The sequence below is a fragment of the Actinobaculum sp. 313 genome (genome assembly GCF_003073475.1).
Lineage (GTDB): Bacteria > Actinomycetota > Actinomycetes > Actinomycetales > Actinomycetaceae > Asp313.
This window is the reverse complement of record NZ_CP029033.1, coordinates 1,233,341-1,255,638: the sequence shown is the minus strand read 5'-3', so window position 1 is coordinate 1,255,638 and position 22,298 is coordinate 1,233,341. Positions and strand designations below refer to the sequence as shown.

The window sequence follows — 22,298 nt, the reverse complement described above, 5'->3', positions numbered from 1 at the left end:
CGAACGTGTGTCGCGGCTAGCGGTTGGTGCCGAGGGCGAACGATGTCGTCCATTTCCAACACCATCCCATCCAGTTAGGCTACCCTAATCGCAGCCGCAATACTAGTGTCGCATGTGGAAAGGAGACGATGGGACTGCAGATGCATCGATCACCATTCTCTACCAGCAATGCGGCGACGCTGCGTAACCGCCGCGTCTTCGCACTTGTCGGTGGCCTTGCAATTCTCGCCGTCGCCGCACTGGCCTCCTTGGTGATCGGCAGCAGGCCTGTACCACCTGCCACCGTAATCGCGGCTCTTTTCGGTGATGAAGTGCCCCGCGCCGACGCCCATGCAATATTGGAACTGCGCGTGCCGCGAACCGCTCTGACAATTCTCGTTGGCGGCGCCCTTGCCGTCGCGGGAGCGCTCATCCAGACTCTCACCCGCAACCCGCTGGCCGATCCCGGCATCCTCGGGGTGACCTCCGGTTCTTCATTCGCTGTGGCACTGGCAGTAGGCCTGCTGGGAATCACTCGGCCGTCGCTATATGTATGGTTCGCCCTCGCCGGTGCTTTGGCTGCCACACTGGCTGTGGCATTGGTGGGTGGAGCGGCGCGCGGCAGTGTCGATCCGGTTCGCCTACTCCTTGCCGGAGTAGCACTCGGAGCCGTTCTGTCCGGAATCGTCTCCGGGCTGCGCATCGCTAGCCCGCGCACCTTCAACACCATCAAGGTGTGGGAAGTCGGCACATTCGTTGATCGGAACCTCACCTCCTGCCTGCCGGTTGTACTTATCATGCTCACCGGCGCAGTTATCGCTCTCGTACTCGGAAAGTCACTTAATGCCCTGGCACTGGGCGAAGAAATGGCATCAGCCTTGGGCACCTCCGTGTGGCGTACCCGCCTTCTGGCGGTGGCGGCGATTACCTTCCTCGCCGGCGGCGCCACCGCACTCGTCGGCCCCATTTCATTTGTCGGCCTCATGGTGCCTCATGTAGCCCGGTGGCTCACCGGGCAGGATCAACGGTGGATCATAGCATGTTGTCTGATATGGGGACCGATTATCACCATTTTTGCCGATATTGCCGCCCGAATCGCTGTCTCCCCCGGAGAAATGCCAGTGGGAATCGTCCTCTCCTTCCTCGGCGGCCCGGTGCTCGTGGCCTTGGTGCGACGCAGAAAGGCGCTGGCACTATGACGGTGAGGTACCCGCGGATTGACGCTTCCGATTCCCAGCCCGCAACGTCGGCGAGTTCGATGCATCGCCCACCGCACCCCGCCGCACATGCTAAGGCGGCGTACTCGCGGCGCCCACGCGTGGCGTTACGATCACGCCTGTGCGTCGTCGCCGTTGCTGTGCTGCTGGTGGCGGTCGCGGTCATCGCGCTCTGCCTGGGTGACTACCCGCTATCCGTCGGAGAGGTTCTGCGGGCGCTGACCGGCCGGGCGGGTTTCGATTCAACGGTTGTCCTGCAGTGGCGCCTGCCGCGTATCGTTGCCGCCATCGTCTTCGGTGCCTGCTTGGGCATTTCGGGCGCCCTCTTCCAAACCCTGACCCGCAATCCGCTTGGTTCGCCGGATATCATCGGCTTTTCAACGGGAGCGTATACCGGTGTGCTTGCCGTGCGCCTGGTGTTGCCCGGTTCCACCTTAGCGGCCTCAAATCTGGGAGCATCGGTTCTCGCCTCGACGACGGCCGGGGCTTTGCTCGGCGGCTTCGTAACCGCCATCGTCGTCTATCTACTCGCCTATCGGCGCGGAGTGCAGGGATTCCGGCTCGTCATCGTAGGAATCGGAGTCACCGCAGCACTCTCTGGGGTGAATTCCTGGCTGATCTTGCGTGCACGGGACGAAGTCGCCATGGGAGCGGCCATTTGGGGAACGGGCACACTGAGCCTCACGACCTGGGGTGACGTGGTCCCAGCTGTGCTGGCTGTCGCCTTGACCGCACCGCTTATTGCGGCGGCGCGGCGCCCGCTGCGGCAGTTGGAATTGGGCGACGACGCCGCCGCTGCCCACGGGCTGCGTGTGGAGCGGGCACGCCTCGCCATCCTGGGCCTGGGCGTGCTGCTCGCAGCATTGGTCACCGCTGCCGCCGGCCCTATCGCCTTCGTGGCCCTTGCCGCGCCGCAGATCGCCAAACGATTAGCCGGGCTTCCGGGCATTCCCCTGCTTCACTCGGCCCTACTCGGCTCACTATTGTTGCTGGGGGCCGATGTCATCGCTCAGCACATCGGTGGTAATCCACTTCCTGCCGGCATGATCACCGTGATCTTCGGCGGAATGTACCTTTTCGTTCTTTTGATAATGGAGTCGCGCGCATGACGATCTCTCCGGACCATGGTGATCATCTCAATGGACGGCCACCCACACCACGCTCCGCTAATGCGGCAGCGTCGCGTTCGAATTCCTCCGTTCCCTCGCCTGCCGCTGCGGCGCCTCCCACTGCACCACTTTCCCCTCACGCGGCACCGCGCACATCGGAAACCGCTCCTACCGGGCGCCTGCGCACGGAGCAGCTGAGCCTGGGGTACGACGGCCGCATCGTCGCCCGCGACCTCAACGTGGAGATTCCCGATGGCTCCTTCACCGTTATCATCGGGCCCAATGGTTGTGGCAAGTCAACACTGCTGCGCGGTCTTGTTCGACTGCTGCGGCCCGACCAGGGCGCGGTATACCTCGATGGCAGATCAATCGCCGGGCTCAAACCCAAGGCGCTGGCGCGGCGCATCGGACTTCTACCGCAAAGCGCCATCGCACCCGAAGGGATCACCGTAGCCGATCTTGTGGCGCGCGGTCGCTACCCACACCAGGGCGTGTTTCGCCAGAGTACGCGCGACGACGCTGCGGCGGTGCAGCGCGCTATGCGGGCAACGAACGTGGAGGAACTCGCCGAGCGCGCCGTGGGCGAACTCTCCGGTGGCCAACGCCAGCGCGTGTGGGCTGCCATGGCCTTGGCGCAAGAGACTCCCCTGCTCCTTCTTGATGAACCGACGACGTATCTGGACATCGGCCACCAAGTGGAATTGTTGGAGTTGTTCACCCGCCTGAATAGAGACGGAACGACCCTCGTTGCCGTACTGCATGATCTGAATCAGGCCGCTCGGTATGCGTCGCATCTGATCGTTATGAAGGAAGGAGCCGTGGTTGCCGAGGGAAACCCGCGCGCGGTTATGACGCCGGAGCGCATTGAGGCCGTCTTCGGCCTCAGTTGCGTTGTCATCGAAGACCCGGTCACCGGCGGACCACTGGTGGTACCGAGGCGGTGACCGGTCAAGACTGTACGCACCAAGTCGCGCGTGCGATGGACCTTTTGGACGCGACCGCCGGGACATGGGAATAATACAGATAATCCGGTTTGCACAGAACTTGGAAGACCACTGAGCCCATCGGGGCAGGGTCACGCCTCCGCCGAACGACGTTTAGAACACCATCGCCCACTGGTCCCAGAAGCGTACAACCGCGATCAAGACGATCACTAGGTAAACGCCGATGGTGATGTACCACCGGCCGTGGACCAAGAAACGGCGGAGTGCATCGGGAGCGGGTACATGACCCGCCTGCACGGACCTGGCCCATGTGTGCACGATCAACGGAATGGTAGCGAACCAGGTAAGCAGGCAATATGGGCAGAGCGCTCTCTCTACCACGAAGGACTGGTACTGAAACCATACGAGCCACGCGGCAGCGAGAACCATCGCTAGGCAAAGAGCCTGCCAAAGCCACCTGCCGAGGCGCCCGCCCGACAGCAGAACGAGTGCCAGAGCGACAATACCGGCGAAGAAGGCTAGCCCGTATACCGCGTTGGAAATCCCGAAGAAGAGTTGGTTTTGCGGCGAGTCCAGGAAGCTACCGCAGCCGATCAACGGGTTGATATCGCAGGCCAGTTGCGACGCCGGGTCCAGCAGATGCTGCTTCTCGGTGCGGCTAAGCAAAACCGAGGCGTACATGCCGAATATTCCAGCGGTAAGCATGAGAAGCGCGAATCCGCGCGTTGCCCCGCCATCCTCCTGCTCCGCGGTGGGCAACGCCTGCTTCCGCCGCTGCAGCCCGGTCAGGTAACCCTCCACTTCAGCGTCGCTCATCTGCGCAAGCACGCCGTCGCCCGTGCGTTCGTCGCCACTAGACACAACAGCCTCCAAGTTCCGCAGTTATCACACGGTAGTGTGCGCTGCAGCTACATAGCCTTCCACAAATGCCGCGGTATCTTCCCAGTCCGTGACCGCGTGGGTGGGAATCCCCAGGCGGATCACGGGGAAGTCATTGCCGCCTTCGTCGAGCCTGTCTCCAACGAACAGCATATCTTCGATGGGAATACCGGTATGCCGTGAAAGTTCGGCGATCCCGTATGCCTTATCGACGCCCCGCCTGGTGATGTCCACTGAGGTAGACCCACCGGAACGTACCTCCAGACCGGGCAGACGTTCGGCGACGGCGGCGCGCAGCCGCTCCTTTTTGCCGCCATCGGGATCCCATGCCTTCTTCGCTTCCAGAGGCGCCTGCTGGCCGAGAGCGGAGAAGGTGATCTGCGAACCACGGTCTTCCAAAATAGGACCCCAGGTGTGTTCTTCCCATAGTCCAAGCCGCCGGGCCTCTTCCTCAACGGCGGCCCGAGCCTCTGCGCGTTCCTCGTTGCTCAGATCACGGGCATACACCGTCTGCCACCGTCCATCGCGGTGCACAAGGTAGCGGGTGCCGCACGTGGGCATGAGATGCAGTGCGCCGAGCTGCTGTTCGCCGGCGTCCAGATGTGCGAGCACCTGCGATTCGAATTGTCCGAACTGACCACCGGAGATGACGCAGACCTGCGTCACATCAAGCAGTCCACGCAAAGCCGCCGCCATCCGATCGGGTAGCGGCGACTTTGAGGGAGCAAGTGTATCGTCTAGGTCGAAAGCGACCAGCGAGTACAGTTGGCTCATGCCTGCGGTTGTGATGCCTGCGCGGCTTCAGCTTCAACCTTGGTGGCGTCCTGGTCCGCCTTCACGGCGATTTCCAGAATGGCGCGGACGAGTCCGAGCGCGACCACAACCACTCCCAAGACGTAGGCGAACTGGAACAGCTCCTCCAAAATGGCGAGAGCGCTCGCCCCTCCATACACTGCGCCGTCGTTGGTTGCAACCCGAATGAAGGTGAACAGTTCTTTTACGACGACGATGCCGCCAGCAATCAAGGCGAATAGCTGCACAATCCCGGCAATCGAGCTGGAGACTCGCACCTTGAAGTTCGTGGAGAACAGGCCAGCGAAGCCACCAGTGCTACGAGTCGGCTGCGGAGCGGCAACGCCATAAGCAGGCTGGCCGTAGGCATACCCCTGGTCGTAGCCGGGCTGCGGCTGACCGTAAATGTTCGGATCGGCGCCCGGCTGGCCGGCCGCCGGAGCGGAGTAAGCGGACGGGGCCCACGCCTGGTTCTGGTACCCCTGTGCATACTGCTGGTCGGTGTATGCCTGGGGGTTATTCTGCTGATTTTCCGGGGTGGACGGCTGAGACATTACTTTTCCTTTCCGGATACGCGAGCGCGTATTCCTGTGTCCGCCTTATTCTCACGGCATTCCCGCGCGAATTGCGAATCCTCCTGCCGAGCATCCCGTACTTTGAGCCGATTTGACAACAATTTGGATGCTGTTGTGAGAGTCTTCACGGCTTTCAATGACCCGCGCTAGACGCTGCCGCAGCAAAGCGACCGTCCTTACCCTAGCAGCATCGGCCACACGAACTCATCCGCGCGTTCCCCTTCTGTGCGTGGCCTCCATTACACTGGTCGTCATATCAGTGTGTTGCTGAACGGCGCGAGCACCGGGCTCGCGTCGCTTGATCACGGCCACCAGCCGAGAGGAGAAACATGTCCACGCCGCATATTTCCGCCGAACCCGGGGATTTCGCCCCCGCTGTCCTCATGCCAGGCGATCCCCGCCGCGCCGAGCGCATGGCCGCGCAGCTTATGCCCGACGCCCGTAAAGTGACGGATGTGCGCGGCATAGGAGGCTACACCGGTACCTACCAAGGCAAGCCGCTATCGATTATGGCCTCCGGGATGGGACAGCCATCTTTATCCATTTACGCCACGGAGCTCTACCGTTTCTTCGGTGTTGAGCGCATTATCCGCGTCGGCACCTGCGGCGGACTTTCTCCGGATGTTGAGCCCGGCGACGTCGTCGTCGCAATCGGCGCGCATACGGATTCCTCGCTCAATGACGCCCTCTGCCCGGGAATCCACTTTTCCGCCACTGCATCGTGGAACCTGCTGAAGGCAGCCGTCGACGCCGCTGGCGACGACGCCAGCGTCAAGGTCGCCCCCGTTGTCTCCCGCGACCGCTTCTACGACAATCCTCCCGAGCAAGTGCAGCGCCTGGCGGAACTGGGCACACTCGGCGTCGAGATGGAGGCGGCGGCGCTTTACGGGCTGGCTGCCCAGCTTCACAAGGAGGCACTGGCGGTCCTGACGGTCTCCGATCATCTGCTTGATCCCTCCAAGGATATGAGCGCAGAAGATCGCGAAACGAAGTTCCAGACCGCGTTGTCTCTCGCTGTCGCCGCAGCTCTGAGCTGATTTCATGGGTCTTACGGCGTCTAACGAGGATTATCTCCGGGCCATTTGGAAGCTCGAGGAGTGGCAGGATCACCCCGCCACCTCGGGAGAGTTGGCCCGCGCACTCGGTCTATCTCCGTCAACGGTCTCGGAAGGCGTGAGCCGACTTGTTTCCCGGGGCCTCGTGCGGCATGCACCGTATGGAGCCATCTCGTTAACGGATGAAGGGCGAAAGCAGGCTGCCCGCATGGTGCGAATCCACCGGGTGCTGGAGACAGGCCTCGTGCAACTGTTCGGCTACTCCTGGGACGAGGTCAACGCCGAAGCAGAACAGTTGGAGCACGCCGTCTCCGACCTTTTCATCGAGCGTCTGGATGCGGCGCTCGGGCATCCGCAACGTGATCCACACGGCGATATCATTCCCCTGCCCAGTGGTGAGATTCCTGACGCCGTCGCCGCGCCCGACGAACAGATACCTTTGTGCGATCTGGCCGTCGGGGAGGGCGGCAGAGTCGAGCGAGTCTCAGACACCGATTCCGACGTGCTCGTCTACCTCGATGAACTTGGAGTCGTCCCCGGCACGCGACTGCGCGTGACCGGGGTACGGCGCGGGGTCGGAATTGTTCGGGTGACGGTTTCCGACCGGGAGTTCGACGTAGCTTTGAACGCCGCACAGGTTGTCCTGGTTGCGGTTGACCGCGACGCCGCGCACTGATCCTGCAGGTGCCCCTGCCGCAAGACCTGTACCGCATGACGCCGGAGCCGCGTAGTGCTCACACGAAGACCCAGCAACGGAAAGGCATGAATCGCAGCTCACAGGCATATATCGCCTGCGGCCTGCCAAGTATGGCGTTGTCGCGCTCCAGCCAGACACAGTCAATGTTCATGCCTCCATCATGACAGGGGCCTCCGACACCTTCTTCCTCACAAACGCCGCCCTGCTCGGCTACGGTCCGGAGAACCTGCGGCTCCGACCGTCGTCGACCAAGTGGGTGCCTCGACCGACCCTGCTTTCCCGCCTCCCCCGCGCCGCGGCACTGCGCAGACGGGTGCCCGAAATACGGGTCACACCTTCGCTCATCGCGCAATTTCTGCTCACAACGTGGCCCGTGTTGCGCAACACCCCGTCATCGTGGTTTTCTAGTAGCCGTTCATCAAGAGCAGCTGAGAGACGTGGCTCAACGACACTGCAGCAACCCGCTCGACGGGTGCTTCCGCCACGATCGATGGAGGGAATATGATCGAGTTTCAAGACGTCGTGAAAGTCTATCCGCGCCGCGGACAGGACGACGTCATGGCGCTTGATGGCATTTCTCTGACCGTGCCGGACGGCGATATCCACGCCATCGTCGGAGAATCCGGAGCCGGCAAGTCCACCCTGATTCGCTGCCTCACGGCACTGGAACGGCCCACATCCGGCCGCATCCTGTTCAATGACATCGACCTGACCACTCTGGCACCCACCGCTCTACGCGATGTGCGGCGTTCCATCGGTATGGTGTTCCAAGGCGGTAACCTGCTTGATTCACGCACCGCCGCCGGGAATATTGCCTACCCGCTGAAAATAACCTCCGCGTCTTCCCAGTGGCAGTCACGCGCCGCTATCCGCGAGCGCGTGGAAGAGATGCTCGCGCTGGTGGGGCTTACAGACCGTGCCAGTTCCTTCCCATCCCAGCTTTCCGGAGGCCAGCGCCAGCGTGTCGGCATCGCACGCGCCATGGCGGACTCCCCTTCGGTACTCCTGTGCGATGAGCCGACCTCGGCGCTGGATACGGAGACAACGAACCAAATCCTCGACCTGCTCAAGTCGGTTCGTGATCAGTATGGCGTGACGGTCCTCATCATTACGCATGAAATGTCCGTTGTGCGGCGCATATGCGATTCGGTGACGCTACTGGATCACGGCCGTGTGGTGGAATCGGGATCCGTCGCCGACATTGTCGCTGACGTTAACTCGCCACTGGGGCTGCGGATCATTCCACCTCCAGCGGTCGACCCAGTCGACGGTCAGGCGGTAATTGACGTCTCCTTCACTTCTCACCCCGGCGAACCGACCGGATCGCGTGTGATGACTCATGCCGCCACACTCGGGGCAGACATCGGCGCCGGAGTGTTCGAAACTATCGGTGCAACACAGGTCGCCCGGCTGTCTTTGACCGTGCCGACGGCGGAGGCTCGACGGGCAATCGCCTCGCTCCAAGAGCTACCAGGTGTCAGCGCAGTTCTGCAGCAGGAGGTGGCGGTGTTATGAGTTACCTTGCCCATCTCGCCGTCATCGCTGCGGATAATGACCGCACCTGGTTCAACAGTCCGGCAATCCAACAACAGCTCGGAAGCGCCGTGAAGGAGACCCTCCTGATGGTCTCCACTTCAGCTCTTGTATCCATCGTCATCGGCCTCTTACTCGGAGTTATCCTCACGGCCACACGACCTCATGGACTGCTTCCCAACCGGCCCGTCAACCAAGTCCTCGGGCTCGCCGTGAACCTGGGACGCGCGATTCCCTTCATCATCCTCATGTTCTGGATGATTCCCGTCACACGCTTCATCGTGCAAACGTCTTCCGGTTGGCGCGGCGCCGCAGTGCCACTGGCGGTTTCGGCAATTCCGTATTTTGCCCGCCTCGTTGAATCGAATCTCTCCGGCGTGGAGTCCGGCAAGGTTGAGGCCGCACTCATGATGGGTGCCTCGCGCATGCGTATCTTGGGCGGGGTACTGGTGCGTGAAGCCATGCCGGCGCTAATCCAGTCCGTCACGATCCTCATCATCACCCTGATCGGATACTCCGCCATGGCCGGATCGATCGGAGGCGGGGGCCTTGGCTCTCTCGCGGTCAACCAGGGCTACTACAACTCCAATGTCGATGTTGTCACCATTGTGGTCATCGTCATCGTGGCCATTGTTGCCATTGTCCAGATGTGTGGTGACATGCTCAGCCGGCTGGTAGATCACCGCTGAGGCACTGCCAGCCGGGAACCCACGAAGCCACAGCATCACTGCACATATCTGAAATAACACGCAATCACAACATCTTTGGAAAGAGAAGACCCATGAAACGCATTCGATCCTTTGCCGCTATTCTCGGTGTAGGAGCACTGGCTCTCACCGGTTGCGGCTCCTCGAACGATTCCAACGAGCGAACGAATGAGTCCAGCGATACATCTACCAGCACTTCTGGCAATACCACCGCTGCCGACTCCACCGCAGATGGCCCCGTCACCATCACCGTTGGAGCCTCCCCTACCCCGCATAAGTTGATCCTTGACTATGTGCAGGAGAATCTCGCTGCCGATGCCGGGATTAACATCGAAGTGGTGGAGTACCAGGATTACGTGCAGCCGAACGTAGCCTTGAACAATGGCGATATCGATGCCAATTACTTCCAGCATCTGCCCTATCTGGAGGCCCAAGAGGCGGACGAGGGCTACGACTTCGAGCACGGTGATGGCATCCATATCGAACCGTATGGAATCTACTCCGAGAAGATAACCGACCTGAAGGACCTCAAGGATGGTGCCACTGTGGTTATCACCAACGATCCGTCCAACCAAGCCCGTGCCCTCCAGCTGCTGGTGGACAACGATCTGATTGAACTGGAGGATGTTGAGTCGCCAACGATCTACGATCTGGCCTCCAACCCGAAGAATCTGCAGTTCAAGGAAGCCGATGCGCCGTCGGTGCCGAAGCTTCTACCCGATTACGATATCGGAATCGTCAACGGCAACTACGCCCTGCAAAATGGTCTCGAGCCCTCCACAGACGCTTTGTACCTGGAGGCCGGTGCTGACAACCCGTACGCGAATATCTTGGCGTGGAATGCCAATACCGATGACCAGACCAAGGCAGCGGTTCAGAAGCTGGACGAGCTTCTGCATTCCGATGAGGTCGCACAGTACATCGAGGAGACTTGGCCCAATGGCGAGGTTATCCCCGCCTTCTAGCTCTAGGAGTCTCTAAGACGGCTTGTTACAACATCCGGGTGGGTGGGAGCGCATAGGCTCTCACCCACCTTTACGTTCACAGCCGCCGCTCCCGGCAGCGGTGCAAAGCGGGGGACGCGCACCGCGCCGACGGTTCCGTACACAACGACCATTGCCGCACGAGGCCCAGGCGGCACGCCTGACTGCCCCACCATGTGTTCGCGGTCAATCCATCACTTACGGCACCCGCCTGCGGAGTTGCCAGTACTACAACGAGGACATGTGTCGGTCAGTCCATCACCTACGCCACCCGCTCAATCGGTGACTTCAAGAGTTCCGTGTGCGCCGCGTTCCGCATAACTCATCGCGTGGTTGACAATCGAGTAGTGTCCGGCCTCCACGGGAACGAACTCAATGAATCCTCCCTGCGCTGCTTGTAGCGGCAACACCTGAGCCGCCGAGTCTCCTCCCACCTGCGGATCGCAATCAACACCGGTGAGCGCGGCGTCATTCGAACATCTGCGGCGCAGGGAATACGATCCTTCCGACCACACAGTGTCGAACTGTGTTCCGACAATATGGAAAGCAAAATCGAGATTCGGCCCGGCATCCAACACCCATATTCGCACTCGATCACCGGTCGCAGCCCGCAGCGGCGCGTGGTCATACTGGAACGGGTAGCCGTTGAAGTTCACAACATCGGGCTGGACCGCTACCACCTTCGTGGCATCGGTGCCGACGTTCAGGCCATCGGACCAATACTGCTCCGATTGAATCAGAACGTATTCTTCATCGACCTCATCCAACCCCTCCTCCGTGTCAATAATGACGGCACCGAACATTCCATTGGCGATATGTACGCTTATGGGCGCAGTTGAGCAGTGATACAACCAAATCTCGACTCGCTTCGCCGTGAAGGTGTAGCTAAGGGACTCTCCCGGGTCGATAGTACGCATATTGTCATCGGGGGAAACGTCGCCCGCATGAAAATTGATCGAATGGCCCATCGAACCGCTGTTGGTCAAGGCAATGACGAAAGTGTCGCCGACCCTGCCGCGCAGTATCGGGCCGGGAGTAGTGCCGTTAAAGGTCCAAGTTGTCTGTGTGCGTCCGGGAGCAACCTCACGCTCCTCCTCCCGCGCTCGGTTCAATGCGTTCAATCGTTGCCCGCACACGTGCCGGGCCACCGCCGAGAACCACGGGCAATAGGTACGTCAGCGAGCCGAGGATCAGTTGCAAGGCGCCCGCCGCCAGGAGAAGCGCGTATGCGCCACCCGCCACGTTTCGCGCAGCTGCTGCGCTATCTGCATTAAGGAGTTGCCAGCCCCACAGCAGCGCCGCGAGCTCCATCCAGCAGATCCCCGCACCCATGAACCAGCCGTCGCCCACGGCAAGCATGGAACCCCTCCAGGCCGATAGGACCAGAAGGAGAACTCCCCGGCTCCCATCACAACCCACAGGAGCACTCCGAGCCCGGTAACGCGGGGAAACCCGAGCACGGCGGCGAGTGCTGCGACGACGATGGCGCCCACCAACCATGGCATGAGGCGCACCGCCTGGTGTATGCCGCCCGGTGCCATTCTGGTGCGGGCCACGGTGGGCCCGAAGGTCACAAGCGTACCCAGCACCGTCATCCCGACAAATCCGATGGCCATGGCAGCGGCATGCGCGATGGCCATGCCATCATGATGCGAATAGAGCACCGGCCACCACGCCACTGCCCACTGCCGCTCGATGACATCAATTGTCATGATGAGTCCCAGCAAAGCACCGAAAACGAACAGGGTAGCTCCCGCGAAGTGGCAGCGCAGTGTCACCACCCCAGCACTGGCGAACTTGGAACGCAGTGCACGCCGCAGCGCGAGCACGTGCCATGTGAAACCGCTGAGAATCAGGGCCGCACCCACCAACGCGCAAAACGCGCCCTGGGGGCCGCTGATGCCGAGCGCAACCGCTAGGAGCACCATCCCGACCCCAGCATCCCCAGCCGGATGAGCCGACGTGCCTGCGACTGTTTGCGCCGGGTGAGGGCGTCGGCGAAATGCCACGTCCATATGAGAATAGAACTACTGATAACACCAAGGCCTGCCACATGGATGAGGTACCAACGCGGAGTGGGCAGCACGCTTTGTGCCGCAAGTGCTGCGACCAACATAACGATCCCGATGCTGGTGACCACCCAGGTGACTCGATGCCAGCGTGCGCGAGGCAGCTTCATGCGTTCTCCTGACGTACGGCGATAACGAGAATGGCGAGGAATCCGAAAACGGCGGCTATGACTCCTTCGCGCATGGCACCCACCGATCCCGTGAGGGTCCCAATGATTCGGATACTCACCCCGCCGTCGAGTAGCAGCAGCGGCACCAGGATTCTTCTGGTCAACGCGGCGTCGGGAACCCTGGCCAGAATCATAGAGCCGAGGAAACCGAGCATGATCACCTGAATGACTATGTCATATCCGGTGCGCCAGTCATCGGCTAACAGCAGCACCCCCGCCGCAACCGTCACCCGCAGATAGCCGCTGAGGATACCGAGCGTTACGCTGCGAGGTGTTGTGAGCGTGGCGGTGTGTGGCCTCTCTGTGCGGCTGAGATTGTCTCTCCGGGTGAAGGAGGGGACTCGGCACCGAGCGCGCGGCGGTTGCCGACAAGAGCCAAGCCGACCAGGGCAAGCAGACAGGCTCCCAGGGCCCGCGTCCCACTTGCGGCGATGGCGGACCATGCCGTTGCTACGAGCACGGCCAGGGTACCTCAAAACGCGCGCTCGTCGTCGTGCAACGCATGCTCTATAGCGCCGACCAGTAGCAGCACCACGAAGGCCACCCACCACAGTGCGATATCCTCCGGCGCCGCGTACCCCCAGCGCGCCTTCGCCGCTTCCAGAGCGGCTAGGATACCGACGAACCCGAGAACAAGGGTGCCGTGATGGTCGGCCAGGCGAGCACCGGTAACGGAACTCCACACTCCCAGGCGCGTGAGTCTCGCAGCCAAACCGCCCAGTCCAATGACGGCGGCGGTCACGAGAAGGATACTTCCGTGGGCGCAGGAGTGATAGCCCACGCTATTATTTTTTCACGGCTCTAATCGTATAAATTAGGAAGTTATCGTCCACCCTCGTAACGTCACAGCAATGGAGAATCATCATGCCCGAGGAACTCCACGCTCAGAACCTGCCATTGAGCGGCCCCAAGCACCGGATCGTCCGCATTACCCACACCGCGCTCTGATCGGGGCGGCCGAGCTCTCGCAGCCGTACATTGGCGTCGCGTGGGAAGCCCGGTCGCCACTGAAGAACTTCGACCTTGCAACCGTCCCGAACCCACGCGACGCCAACAAGCGCTGCCGCTACTGGCGATGCCTACTCTCGACGCGCCGCGGCCGCGTCCCCAGCGGTATCCCCCGCCTCTGCCTTCACTTGCACCTTTCGCGCCACGATTGCCACCGCTATCAGGTCATCCCCGTGGGCGCGGAAGCTGCGCCGCATGGCAAACACTCGCTTTCGCGCTTCAGGCCGATGCATGAGGCGCCAGGCAAAGCGCGCAGCACCGCAAATTCCTTCGTCGGCAACCAGCCGCGATGGTTCGAGCAGGTGCATGGGTGCGGTCCCCGACCATTCAACGGTCAGCCCCGCGTTCTCCAGAAGCTTCTTCCACGCCTGAATCTTCAGGGGACGCGCCCCCACCTTGATCTCACGCGAGATGGCACGCCCTGTTTCACCCCGATCCGTCGACGGCTCCGGGTCGGGCGCAGTATCGGTCAGTGCTAGCTCGTGGATGGCGTAGCGACCTCCGGGAGCCAGTATGCGCGCGGCCTCACCGACAATCGCAGCCTTGTCCTCCGGCCCGCACATGGTGAGCATCGCTTCTCCCAGAACGAGATCCGCACTTCCGTCCGGCAGTCCCGTCTCGGCGGCGTCCGCAACCACGATCTGCACGTTGGAGTGCCAGGCGAGCACGGCTTCCAGTTGCCGACGACCCTCCGGATTCGGATCGACACCCACATATGAGGCAGGATGCGCCTCAAGCAACAAGGCTGCCGTCTTGCCGACACCCGGACCGAACTCCACGATTCTGTCATTGCCACCCAGAGCCGCCGCACTCAACAGTCTGCGGGTCAACCCCAGCCCACCCGGGCGCAGCACCCTCTTCCCGAGAGACGCCAGCAGCCAATGCCCTTGCAGTTTGTGATCAGCTTCGGCCTCAGCCATGAAGAACCTCTTCCGGCACCTCGGTGACATCCACCATGACCAGACTCATCCGGCACGCAGTCTTGGCAACCAGCGCATGCTTGGCTCCGGGCGCGAGGTAAACAACGTCGGCGGGATGAAGCGTTCGCTGCTCCCCTTCCAACGAGAAACTCATCTCGCCTTCCAGCAGCTGGACGACCACCGCGCGAGGCGAAGAGTGTTCCGTGAGTAATTCGCCCGCATCGAAGGTAAACTCGACCACTCGCAGCAGGCGGTTGTCCAGAACCACCCGCGACGTCGTCGACTCCCTGACAACCGGAACCTCCGCGGCTATATTGCCGTGAAGACTGGCCTCGGCGACCGGTGTACGTTTTGCCATATCCCCTCCTTTGAACTCGCGACAAACCGACGCGGAGACAATCCGCTGCGATTCACCACACAACCAATACGCCTGCCCTACCGGCTAAACGCGGTGTTTTCCGTGTTAATTCTTCCATAGAGTACAGGAAAGCTACTCTTCATGACCAAATTCGTGCGATGCCTTGACGGCACCCTACCCAGTCAGGCTAGCCTTACCCTATGGAGACTACTCGAATGCGAGCGAGGGCTGAGCGGTGAATCCTGATCTGACGCTCTCGCCCGACCGCAGCGCGGTATGCACCCACGTGTGGGAAGCCCGCAGCCTGTCAATTGCCCAGCGTCTTCTAGCCGGAGCGGGGAAGGCCACCCTCGTCGCCTACCACGTGGACCCAATTGTTACCATCTCCTCCCTCGCGCATGGCTTGGGTGCCGATGGCAGCGTCTATATCGCGGCGACAGCAGCGGACGATGCATCCCTCACCGATCTGTGTAGCGACGAACCGATGGACGTGCGCCTATCCATTGAAAAGCAGGCCCCAGACCCCAGCGTGCAAATCACAGCTTGCGCAGTTCACGCGTTGGCAACCGCACAGTGGCTTGAACGCGACGAAATCCTCGACCTGCTCTACAGCAGCTTCCTCCCGTCGCGCGTTGCCGAGATCGCAACCGCTCCCCAGGCCCGGACCGCACGCTTAGAGGGTACGCGGGTCTTGCTTCACGACGCAGGAGGTGTCACACCGGTCAGCCTCGCCGCCATTGCAGACATTCATCGCCAGAGATGCCAAAAACCGCCCTGCCCCGGTGCGCTATTCAACTCACCGTATGGCGAACTGACCGCTCTCGAACGGATCAGTGCTCTCAACTGCACAATTCCCACATTACTGTTCCAAGCCATGCGTCGACGGGAGATCTCCGGCGCCCTGATGTCTCGCCAACCCGTGCATATCAATGTTGAAATGTCCGCTCCAGCAGTTCTCTGCCTGGATATCGACCGCACCGGCCTCACTCTTATGCGTATCGACGACGACGAAGCCCTCACCGGTTTCGTACCCTTTCCGCAGCAAGTTGAGACGAGCGTAGAACTCGCCGAGGCACTTGCCGCGCTGTAGACGTGTCCCGGCACCGCACTATGCGCGCCTGACATGCGCCGGGATAACGGAGCTGGGACCCCGCAATGCGGGGTCCCAGTCTCATTTGTCACTTCATACGCGCAGCCACCCTAATGTCTCAATTGCGACACGGTGCTCCGCGGAGCTACACGTCCTCCAGGGAGACGCCCTTCGTCTCCTTTGCAAACAGATAGATAATGCCGCCGAGGAAGAGTAGCGCCGCGAAGATGGTGAACGGTACGAACACGACTTCGGCCGAAAGTTCTGCCGAACCAATCAACGCACCCACGAAGTAGGGACCCACCACCTTGGCAATGGCTCCGATGCCGTAGCCCAATCCGAGGCCGGTCGAACGTGCCTCCGTCGGAAACTGCTCGCCACCGAAGGCATTGAGTATGCCAAAAGCGCCGTCGCCGAACATCATGATGATGAAGATTCCCGCGAAGAAGACATAGCCGGCGTTGCCAACGTTGTCACCATCCACCATCCGCGTCGAAAAGGCTGCTATCAGGGCACCGATAGCGCCAATCATGCCGCAGCCGAACATGGTCCAGCGCCTTCCGATTTTGTCGGAGATCCACGCCGACCCAAGGCGTCCGAGCAGATCGCCGAGGGAAACGAACATGAACAGCGTAGCGACCATGCCGGTATCGAACTTGAAGGACTGACCGAGCAGAGTCTGACCCCAGGACTGAACGGTGAAGGAGCCGAGGATGAAGCAGAAGGAACCGGTTGCCACAACGAGCAACTGCTTTGGATACCTCTGGAAGATAACCGAGTAAGACGCCGACGAGGACTCCTTGATCTCCGGCAGGTCCGCCACCTGCTCCACCGGAATCTCCATCGCCCAAGCGTAGGCCTCCTTGGCCTCCTTCTCACGTCCGCGCGACTGCAGGAAACGAGGCGACTCGGGTATGAAACGCGCCCAAGCGAGCAGGATGATCGGTATGCAGCCGACCGCAATTAAGCCACGCCAGCCCAGCGTATCGCCAAAATACTTGGTGACAAGGCCGCCGAGGAAGATACCCGCCGGAATGAAAACGCTTGTCAGTCCGGCCAGCAGCCCACGTTGCTTGGCAGGAACGAATTCCTGGACGAAGGGCACGGAAGTGATGTTCAGACCACCAACGCCGAATCCAACACCCGTGCGCAGAATTGTCAGAAGAATCCAACCGTTGACGGGGGTGAAGGCCGATGCGGCCGTAAAGACGACCAACACAATGATGCAGGAGATGAAGGCGTGCTTACGGCCGAAGATGTCGGCCAGGCGCCCCCAGGTAATCGAACCCAGCACTGTGCCCAAACCCGCACCTGCCAAAATCACGCCCGAATGGAATCCTGTCAGGTTCCATCCCGGTGTCTCGATAAGAAGGTTGACGATGAAGCCAATGAGGAACATATCGAAAAACTCCGACACATTCCCGACGATCGCCATACCAATAAGGGACTTCTGATGTCCCGTTAGTCGATGATTGTCAATTTGTTCTGCAGCTGTTGCTCCCGCGGGAGCCTGCATAGTAGTAGCCATAAGTTGTAGCCAATCTCAAGTCGAAGGACTGTCAGCGAGTGCGTGGTGGAAGGCCAGGCACTGCGGACGACCCCCCATCCGAAGGCGCGCTTCGCCATACTCTTCGCCGGGGTGTGAATCCCGAACCGTCGGCCGTCGCATGGCACAACACGACAGCCGATGCGCGCGGCCGACGCATTCGGGTCTAGTTAACGGACGATATCCGTCGTGGTTGGGATGCTCAGTTCCGCCGCAGAGACTCGTGTCAGGTCTCCGTAATGCGTGAGTGCATGAGCAGATGTGCGCTGACCGTAACGGATTCCCTGGACGACGTCGTCGTGCAGAAAACCGTGGATCACTCCGGCAACGAAGGAGTCGCCTGCCCCGGGCCGGTCAAGGACGGGAACTTGGGTGACTTCGAAGACCTGATCTCCCAGTTCCTCGTCGGAGAGGTATACGCCGTCGATCTGATCGGTAGAGACAACCGTCTTCACACCGAACTTGTCGCGCAGAGCGCGGCACACCTCGACTCCTTCACCCTGGGCATGGAAGACGATTTGACCGTCTTTGCGCGAGCAGAAGAGAATGGACGACTTCTGCGCAATCGGTCCCAGAACTTCACGCGCCCGCTGCGCCGTCCACAGCAGCGAACGGTAGTTGACGTCGAGCGCGATCTTGATGCCGCGCTCGTACGCCAGATCGACGAAATACGTGATGACATCTGCCGTACTCTGTGTCAGTGCGGCCGTGATACCCGTGACGAACACGAGCTCGGTGTCCAGCATCGACTCCCAGGCGAAGTCGTCAATCGTAATATCGCGGAAGGGCGTGTGCTCACGGTCGTAGGTAACGCGGGAGGGCATGGGATACTCCCCCGGTTCCATGAAGTAGAGGGCGGTGCGGCCCCTTCCGCGAGTACCACGTTGCTGACATCAACACCCACACTCCGGTACTCATGCAAGATGCGGGTGGCGAGGCTGCCACTGGGTAGCTTCGACGCCCAGGAGGTCTTACGCCCCAGCTGTGACAGCAGACCGGCGACATTCGCCTCGGAGCACGCGGCGCTCATGCGCAACTGGTTGGCTGAGACGAGACGATCACCTTTGAAACAGGTGAGGCGGATCTGCCCCTCACCAATGGTTGTGAGATCGAATTTAGGCATGGCTTACTCCTTGTGAGGCGGCCGCCGTTCCATAGCGGTGGCTGTATCGTTCGTAGTTTTCGTCAATGTCGGCCTGCGGCAGAGGTTCTATCGTCCCGATCTGCATCGCGATGGACACGGTATGTGCGACATCCTCCACCATGACGGCTGCCTGGATGGCCTTTTCTATTGAAGGCCCAATTGTGAACACGCCGTGTTTCGCCAGCAGAATGGCGGGCGAGTGTCCAATGTGCTCGATGATCTGCTCCCCTATCTGTTCAGTTCCAATCGAGGCGTACCCTCCGCAGGGCACCGGCCCGCCGAATTCATCGGCCATCGCGGTTAGCACGCACGGGATAGGTTGTCCGGTTGCCGCCCACGCCGTCGCGTAGTTTGAGTGAGTGTGAATGACAGACCGTACATCCTCACGGTGCCGGTAGACGTACAGATGTGAAGCCGTGTCCGACGACGGGCCCCGCTCGCCCTCGACGACTTTCCCATCCAGATTTACAACCACCATATCCGCGGGTGTCATCTTCTCGTACCGCACTCCGGATGGTTTGATGACCACTAGTCCGGTTTCTTCGTCGCGGGCCGAGAGGTTACCGCTCGTCCACGTAACGAGGCCATGCCGGGGCAGTTCAAGATTGCCTTCGCAGACCTCTTCCTTGAGTTCCTCAAGCATTATCTTCCTCATTTCTTGGTTAGTATTGCGCGGCGCATGCGCCGCAGTTCGGCTCCGCCGCACATACGGTGTGGCGAGATCGTTGCTTACACTGTGGCAGCTGTTTTCACGGCACCACCGCCATTCCATTAGCGGTCACACGCGCGGCGATGAAGTCGCGGGCAATGCGAGCCTTGTCGACGGAGTCCGGGGCGTCGTCGTTCCACATCTCGATCATCAGGCGGCCGACCCACCCCTGCTCGCGCAGGAGCTGGAAACTGCGATCCCAGTCCACGATGCCGGTACCCATATCGACCCGTCGCGGCTCGCCGCACCGAACGTCTTTGGCATGCAGTGCCACCATGTGCCCACGCCCCGCTGCCAGTTCCGTCGCCGGATCGAGGCCCTGTTCAGCAATATTGCCCAGATCCGGATACACCTGCAGGTACGGCGAATCGATAGCGGAGACGAACTCCATCGCCTTGCAAATCGAGGTGACATCGGCGCCGTCGACGTTCTCAATTCCCATGACAACGCCGAGGCGTGCAGCCAACGGAACTGCATCGGCAAGCATTTGCTTGTACCAGTGTTCGGCGTCCGGATTGGGATCCTCGTAGTAGCAGTAGTATCCGGCAATTTGGATCACGCCTACACCCAGTTCGTGACACACTTTCAGCCCGCGCGCCATCACTTCCCGGGCGCGCCGCCGCAGCGTCGGATCGCTACTACCTGGCGCAATCTTGCGATGGACGGACAGGCAGATTCCACCGATCATTGTTCCTACCGATTCGGCCGCGTGGCGTACTTCACGGCATGTCGTCGCGTCCCAATCCAGGCGCGCCTCACGTTCCGCTGACTCATCGATTGACAAGTCGAGGAACGAGAAGCCGGCTGCCGGTACTTGCTCGAAATACGCACGCCACTCGTCGCCGGTGATCGGAACTGAACCCAGTGCCTCGCTGGCGGATGCTCCCGCGCGAGACGGGTTCGAGATCAGCGCCTTTTCGTAGATACCGAGACTTACACCATCGCGCAACGGATCATCGGCAGGGTGTTGCTCTGCCTTCGTGCTCTGCGCGGCGAGGCTCATGACCACACCTGTTCGATGGTTGTGCGCAGCTCGTGGGCTGCGGCTTGGGGGTTGTCTGCCGCCACAATGGACCTGCCGGCGATGACGATGCCCACCATTCGGTCGGCGAAGGCAGGAAGATCTTTGGCCGAAACTCCGCCAGTTATAGTGACGGTGAATCCCATATCGGCAAGTTCATCGACGCGATCCATGTCCTCCGGTTTCCAGGAAAGGTCACCGGCCGCCTCCCGGTCACGGGAACGCTTGACAATGACGTGTTCCACGCCAGCCTCACGCCATTTGCGGGCACGGTCGGCATCGAACCATTCGTCTGCCAGTTCCACCTGCACCTCGCCGTGGAATTCCGCGGCAACTTTGCAGACTTGCTGGATGGTGGTCAGCGATGCGCCGGCTACGCAAGAGACCATGTCTGCCCCGGCCTCAAAGGCTAAGCGTGAGATCTTCTCGCCGGCTTCGGCGATCCTCACATCGGCCAGAATCTTCTTGTCCGGGAACAAGGCACGAACAATGCGCACGGCATGGTATCCCTCGCAAAGCACGAGAATGGTGCCACATTCGATGATGTCAATCTCATCCGCCGCCTTCTGCAGCGGACCGAGAGCGCTGGGAAGATCGTAAGTATCCAGTGCAACTTGCAAGCGCGGTGTCACGTCAGCCCCTCACCGGATCCCAGGCGAAGAAGGTGGCCGCATTGTTCACCAGTAGGTCCTGCACGTAGCCACGGTCAAAGCCCTCGTCCTCCACCAGGCGCGGCGCGAACACTGCTGGGTCATAGTCCACGCCGGAAACCGAGCCATAAACCTTTTGGTAGGAGGCCTTGCCGGAATCGGTGCCAAGCAGGATCTGTTTGCCGTATCCCTTCTCGCCGAGAACCTTGAGCAGGTTGACCCGGGCGTTATCCGGCACGTACTTGATGCGGTTGGTGCCGTCCAGTTCCACGTAGCAGCCGAGCTTGGTGATTTGCTCCTGTACCCACGGATCCCAGTTGCGCTGAATATGACCGATGGCGATCTTCTCCGGTGCCACGCCCTCATTGACCAGGAAACGAGCCTGTTCCGGTCCGCAGGTGCCGGCCGTGACGTGGGTGTTGATTGGCGCCCCGGTCTCCTTCGATGCAATGGCGACGGCCTTGCCGGTCTTCACCTCCCAGTCTGTGATCTTGCCGTAGGCGGTTGCCCACTTGATCACACCTGCCTTCACATCCGTTCGCTCCACGATTGGACCCATGTAGTCATAGCGGTCAATGCCTTCAACAATGTCCGCGATCAAGAGATCGGCGATTTGGTTGACCGTGTACTGGTTCACCCAGCTCTGCCGCCATTCGAGGTATACCTTCTGCTGGTGGAATCCGGTGGAAGCAACGATTTGCAGATCGGGCACCTTTGCTGACACTTGGCGAAGCTTGAGCACATCACGGCCGGATGAGGCCGGGCACATGTCGATGACTGTTCCACCGCCCGCCCAGTTCTTCGACGCATCGACGAAGTAGCTGGCCTCTTGGGCAGCCTTTTCAACGTCGTCAAGTAGATGGTCCGGGTCGATGTAAACCTCTCCAGCACCAACGCGAATAAGATGATCGTGGGCGTTCACAACTCCCAAGGTCTCCGGTGCAACATCGCCGTCGATAGTTCGCACGATTGTCATTGACTTTCCTTTCACTTGTCGGTCCGCGTCCTTTGCGGTTGTCGCATCTGGCTGCGACACATCTACTGTCACCCTGAGCAAGCCGGAAATGAACACCTACAATGCACATCTGTGCTATCGTTGTGCTAACCACGTCAGCATAAATCCCCGATTTTCTGCGCTTTGAT

Annotated in this window: 25 protein-coding genes and 1 pseudogene; 9 read left to right on the top strand and 17 right to left on the bottom strand. The window is 60.8% G+C overall.

Annotated elements, in window-relative coordinates; genetic code table 11:
- The first annotated feature begins 128 nt into the window (after window positions 1-128).
- Genes DDD63_RS05415 through DDD63_RS05405 form a run of 3 tightly spaced genes read left to right on the top strand, consistent with a single transcriptional unit; the run spans window position 129 to window position 3,249 of the window.
- Window positions 129-1,178 carry an iron chelate uptake ABC transporter family permease subunit gene (locus DDD63_RS05415; RefSeq protein WP_205647341.1) on the top strand — a complete coding sequence of 350 codons (1,050 nt, stop codon included), beginning with the start codon at window positions 129-131 and terminating at the stop codon, window positions 1,176-1,178.
- Complete coding sequence (locus tag DDD63_RS05410) at window positions 1,175-2,305, top strand: iron chelate uptake ABC transporter family permease subunit (protein ID WP_240611438.1); 1,131 nt, start codon at window positions 1,175-1,177, stop codon at window positions 2,303-2,305. The genes DDD63_RS05415 and DDD63_RS05410 overlap by 4 nt, the downstream gene beginning before the upstream one ends.
- The gene (locus tag DDD63_RS05405) at window positions 2,302-3,249 is read left to right on the top strand and encodes an ABC transporter ATP-binding protein (protein WP_108715508.1); all 948 of its coding nucleotides are present in this window, start codon (window positions 2,302-2,304) and stop codon (window positions 3,247-3,249) included. Before DDD63_RS05410 ends, DDD63_RS05405 begins: the two co-directional genes overlap by 4 nt.
- 153 nt (window positions 3,250-3,402) lie before the next feature.
- Here DDD63_RS05405 and DDD63_RS05400 read toward each other — a convergent pair whose 3' ends face one another.
- The 3 genes from DDD63_RS05400 to DDD63_RS12445 are packed head-to-tail and all read right to left on the bottom strand — an operon-like array spanning window position 3,403 to window position 5,474.
- The gene (locus DDD63_RS05400) at window positions 3,403-4,110 is read right to left on the bottom strand and encodes a vitamin K epoxide reductase family protein (protein WP_108715507.1); all 708 of its coding nucleotides are present in this window, start codon (window positions 4,108-4,110) and stop codon (window positions 3,403-3,405) included.
- A gap of 24 nt (window positions 4,111-4,134) precedes the next feature.
- On the bottom strand, window positions 4,135-4,902 hold the full coding sequence (locus tag DDD63_RS05395) for an HAD-IIB family hydrolase (protein ID WP_108715506.1): 768 nt from the start codon (window positions 4,900-4,902) through the stop codon (window positions 4,135-4,137).
- Window positions 4,899-5,474, bottom strand: coding sequence for a hypothetical protein (locus DDD63_RS12445; protein ID WP_108715505.1), 576 nt, complete (start codon window positions 5,472-5,474; stop codon window positions 4,899-4,901). The genes DDD63_RS05395 and DDD63_RS12445 overlap by 4 nt, the downstream gene beginning before the upstream one ends.
- 350 nt (window positions 5,475-5,824) lie before the next feature.
- On the opposite strand from DDD63_RS12445, the gene deoD reads away from it, so the two are divergent.
- The 5 genes from deoD (at window position 5,825) to DDD63_RS05365 (ending at window position 10,452) form a co-directional block, all read left to right on the top strand.
- Window positions 5,825-6,532: a purine-nucleoside phosphorylase gene (deoD, locus tag DDD63_RS05385; RefSeq protein WP_108715504.1), complete on the top strand. Its 708-nt coding sequence runs from the start codon at window positions 5,825-5,827 to the stop codon at window positions 6,530-6,532.
- A gap of 4 nt (window positions 6,533-6,536) precedes the next feature.
- Window positions 6,537-7,226, top strand: coding sequence for a metal-dependent transcriptional regulator (locus DDD63_RS05380; protein WP_108715503.1), 690 nt, complete (start codon window positions 6,537-6,539; stop codon window positions 7,224-7,226).
- 522 nt (window positions 7,227-7,748) lie between these two features.
- Window positions 7,749-8,762: an ATP-binding cassette domain-containing protein gene (locus DDD63_RS05375; RefSeq protein ID WP_108715502.1), complete on the top strand. Its 1,014-nt coding sequence runs from the start codon at window positions 7,749-7,751 to the stop codon at window positions 8,760-8,762.
- On the top strand, window positions 8,759-9,469 hold the full coding sequence (locus DDD63_RS05370) for a methionine ABC transporter permease (protein ID WP_108715501.1): 711 nt from the start codon (window positions 8,759-8,761) through the stop codon (window positions 9,467-9,469). Before DDD63_RS05375 ends, DDD63_RS05370 begins: the two co-directional genes overlap by 4 nt.
- Before the next feature lie 92 nt (window positions 9,470-9,561).
- Window positions 9,562-10,452 carry a MetQ/NlpA family ABC transporter substrate-binding protein gene (locus DDD63_RS05365; RefSeq protein ID WP_108715500.1) on the top strand — a complete coding sequence of 297 codons (891 nt, stop codon included), beginning with the start codon at window positions 9,562-9,564 and terminating at the stop codon, window positions 10,450-10,452.
- Window positions 10,453-10,745: 293 nt separating this feature from the next.
- Here the strand turns inward: DDD63_RS05365 and DDD63_RS05360 are convergent, their stop codons facing one another.
- The 7 genes from DDD63_RS05360 to DDD63_RS05330 all read right to left on the bottom strand — a co-directional run bounded on the left by DDD63_RS05360 (window position 10,746) and on the right by DDD63_RS05330 (window position 14,995).
- Window positions 10,746-11,582 (bottom strand): multicopper oxidase domain-containing protein, encoded by an 837-nt coding sequence (locus DDD63_RS05360; protein ID WP_346426237.1) that lies wholly within the window; start codon window positions 11,580-11,582, stop codon window positions 10,746-10,748.
- A gap of 78 nt (window positions 11,583-11,660) precedes the next feature.
- Window positions 11,661-12,398 (bottom strand): hypothetical protein, encoded by a 738-nt coding sequence (locus DDD63_RS05355; RefSeq protein ID WP_108715498.1) that lies wholly within the window; start codon window positions 12,396-12,398, stop codon window positions 11,661-11,663.
- A complete protein-coding gene (locus DDD63_RS05350; RefSeq protein ID WP_108715497.1) occupies window positions 12,386-12,649 on the bottom strand; it encodes a hypothetical protein in 264 nt (87 codons plus the stop codon). Before DDD63_RS05350 ends, DDD63_RS05355 begins: the two co-directional genes overlap by 13 nt.
- On the bottom strand, window positions 12,646-12,939 hold the full coding sequence (locus tag DDD63_RS05345) for a hypothetical protein (RefSeq protein ID WP_108715496.1): 294 nt from the start codon (window positions 12,937-12,939) through the stop codon (window positions 12,646-12,648). Before DDD63_RS05345 ends, DDD63_RS05350 begins: the two co-directional genes overlap by 4 nt.
- A 242-nt stretch (window positions 12,940-13,181) precedes the next feature.
- The gene (locus tag DDD63_RS05340; protein ID WP_108715495.1) at window positions 13,182-13,451 is read right to left on the bottom strand and encodes a hypothetical protein; all 270 of its coding nucleotides are present in this window, start codon (window positions 13,449-13,451) and stop codon (window positions 13,182-13,184) included.
- Window positions 13,452-13,788: 337 nt separating this feature from the next.
- Window positions 13,789-14,637, bottom strand: coding sequence for a class I SAM-dependent methyltransferase (locus DDD63_RS05335; protein ID WP_205647340.1), 849 nt, complete (start codon window positions 14,635-14,637; stop codon window positions 13,789-13,791).
- Window positions 14,630-14,995, bottom strand: a complete 366-nt coding sequence (locus DDD63_RS05330; protein ID WP_108715493.1) for a cupin domain-containing protein — start codon at window positions 14,993-14,995, stop codon at window positions 14,630-14,632. Before DDD63_RS05330 ends, DDD63_RS05335 begins: the two co-directional genes overlap by 8 nt.
- A gap of 235 nt (window positions 14,996-15,230) precedes the next feature.
- Here DDD63_RS05330 and DDD63_RS05325 point away from each other — a divergent pair, with 235 nt between their 5' ends.
- A complete protein-coding gene (locus DDD63_RS05325; protein ID WP_108715492.1) occupies window positions 15,231-16,085 on the top strand; it encodes a hypothetical protein in 855 nt (284 codons plus the stop codon).
- 145 nt (window positions 16,086-16,230) lie between these two features.
- On the opposite strand, the gene DDD63_RS05320 is transcribed toward DDD63_RS05325, so the two are convergent.
- The 7 genes and pseudogenes from DDD63_RS05320 to DDD63_RS05295 all read right to left on the bottom strand — a co-directional run bounded on the left by DDD63_RS05320 (window position 16,231) and on the right by DDD63_RS05295 (window position 22,131).
- Window positions 16,231-17,613, bottom strand: a complete 1,383-nt coding sequence (locus tag DDD63_RS05320; RefSeq protein WP_205647339.1) for an MFS transporter — start codon at window positions 17,611-17,613, stop codon at window positions 16,231-16,233.
- 188 nt (window positions 17,614-17,801) lie between these two features.
- A complete protein-coding gene (locus DDD63_RS05315; protein ID WP_276308094.1) occupies window positions 17,802-18,455 on the bottom strand; it encodes a sugar kinase in 654 nt (217 codons plus the stop codon).
- 95 nt (window positions 18,456-18,550) lie between these two features.
- Window positions 18,551-18,754, bottom strand: a pseudogene (locus DDD63_RS13125) (sugar kinase); the annotation flags it as partial.
- Complete coding sequence (locus DDD63_RS05310; RefSeq protein WP_205647338.1) at window positions 18,747-19,430, bottom strand: L-ribulose-5-phosphate 4-epimerase; 684 nt, start codon at window positions 19,428-19,430, stop codon at window positions 18,747-18,749. The pseudogene DDD63_RS13125 and the gene DDD63_RS05310, both read right to left, overlap by 8 nt.
- Before the next feature lie 94 nt (window positions 19,431-19,524).
- Window positions 19,525-20,487, bottom strand: coding sequence for an L-ribulose-5-phosphate 3-epimerase (locus DDD63_RS05305; RefSeq protein WP_108715489.1), 963 nt, complete (start codon window positions 20,485-20,487; stop codon window positions 19,525-19,527).
- Window positions 20,484-21,137 (bottom strand): 3-dehydro-L-gulonate-6-phosphate decarboxylase, encoded by a 654-nt coding sequence (locus DDD63_RS05300; RefSeq protein WP_108715488.1) that lies wholly within the window; start codon window positions 21,135-21,137, stop codon window positions 20,484-20,486. The genes DDD63_RS05305 and DDD63_RS05300 overlap by 4 nt, the downstream gene beginning before the upstream one ends.
- 1 nt (window position 21,138) lies before the next feature.
- Window positions 21,139-22,131 carry a phosphotriesterase gene (locus DDD63_RS05295; RefSeq protein ID WP_108715487.1) on the bottom strand — a complete coding sequence of 331 codons (993 nt, stop codon included), beginning with the start codon at window positions 22,129-22,131 and terminating at the stop codon, window positions 21,139-21,141.
- Window positions 22,132-22,298 lie beyond the last annotated feature (167 nt).

What these genes read in the sequence shown, in the direction of transcription:
- DDD63_RS05415 (WP_205647341.1), top strand. Translation starts at nt 129, where the DNA reads ATGGGACTGCAGATGCATCGATCACCATTCTCTACCAGCAATGCGGCG.
- DDD63_RS05410 (WP_240611438.1), top strand. Translation starts at nt 1,175, where the DNA reads ATGACGGTGAGGTACCCGCGGATTGACGCTTCCGATTCCCAGCCCGCA.
- DDD63_RS05405 (WP_108715508.1), top strand. Translation starts at nt 2,302, where the DNA reads ATGACGATCTCTCCGGACCATGGTGATCATCTCAATGGACGGCCACCC.
- DDD63_RS05395 (WP_108715506.1), bottom strand. Translation starts at nt 4,902, where the DNA reads ATGAGCCAACTGTACTCGCTGGTCGCTTTCGACCTAGACGATACACTT.
- DDD63_RS12445 (WP_108715505.1), bottom strand. Translation starts at nt 5,474, where the DNA reads ATGTCTCAGCCGTCCACCCCGGAAAATCAGCAGAATAACCCCCAGGCA.
- deoD (WP_108715504.1), top strand. Translation starts at nt 5,825, where the DNA reads ATGTCCACGCCGCATATTTCCGCCGAACCCGGGGATTTCGCCCCCGCT.
- DDD63_RS05380 (WP_108715503.1), top strand. Translation starts at nt 6,537, where the DNA reads ATGGGTCTTACGGCGTCTAACGAGGATTATCTCCGGGCCATTTGGAAG.
- DDD63_RS05375 (WP_108715502.1), top strand. Translation starts at nt 7,749, where the DNA reads ATGATCGAGTTTCAAGACGTCGTGAAAGTCTATCCGCGCCGCGGACAG.
- DDD63_RS05370 (WP_108715501.1), top strand. Translation starts at nt 8,759, where the DNA reads ATGAGTTACCTTGCCCATCTCGCCGTCATCGCTGCGGATAATGACCGC.
- DDD63_RS05365 (WP_108715500.1), top strand. Translation starts at nt 9,562, where the DNA reads ATGAAACGCATTCGATCCTTTGCCGCTATTCTCGGTGTAGGAGCACTG.
- DDD63_RS05355 (WP_108715498.1), bottom strand. Translation starts at nt 12,398, where the DNA reads ATGGTGCTCCTAGCGGTTGCGCTCGGCATCAGCGGCCCCCAGGGCGCG.
- DDD63_RS05350 (WP_108715497.1), bottom strand. Translation starts at nt 12,649, where the DNA reads ATGAAGCTGCCTCGCGCACGCTGGCATCGAGTCACCTGGGTGGTCACC.
- DDD63_RS05335 (WP_205647340.1), bottom strand. Translation starts at nt 14,637, where the DNA reads ATGGCTGAGGCCGAAGCTGATCACAAACTGCAAGGGCATTGGCTGCTG.
- DDD63_RS05330 (WP_108715493.1), bottom strand. Translation starts at nt 14,995, where the DNA reads ATGGCAAAACGTACACCGGTCGCCGAGGCCAGTCTTCACGGCAATATA.
- DDD63_RS05320 (WP_205647339.1), bottom strand. Translation starts at nt 17,613, where the DNA reads ATGGCTACTACTATGCAGGCTCCCGCGGGAGCAACAGCTGCAGAACAA.
- DDD63_RS05315 (WP_276308094.1), bottom strand. Translation starts at nt 18,455, where the DNA reads ATGCCCTCCCGCGTTACCTACGACCGTGAGCACACGCCCTTCCGCGAT.
- DDD63_RS05310 (WP_205647338.1), bottom strand. Translation starts at nt 19,430, where the DNA reads ATGAGGAAGATAATGCTTGAGGAACTCAAGGAAGAGGTCTGCGAAGGC.
- DDD63_RS05305 (WP_108715489.1), bottom strand. Translation starts at nt 20,487, where the DNA reads ATGAGCCTCGCCGCGCAGAGCACGAAGGCAGAGCAACACCCTGCCGAT.
- DDD63_RS05295 (WP_108715487.1), bottom strand. Translation starts at nt 22,131, where the DNA reads ATGACAATCGTGCGAACTATCGACGGCGATGTTGCACCGGAGACCTTG.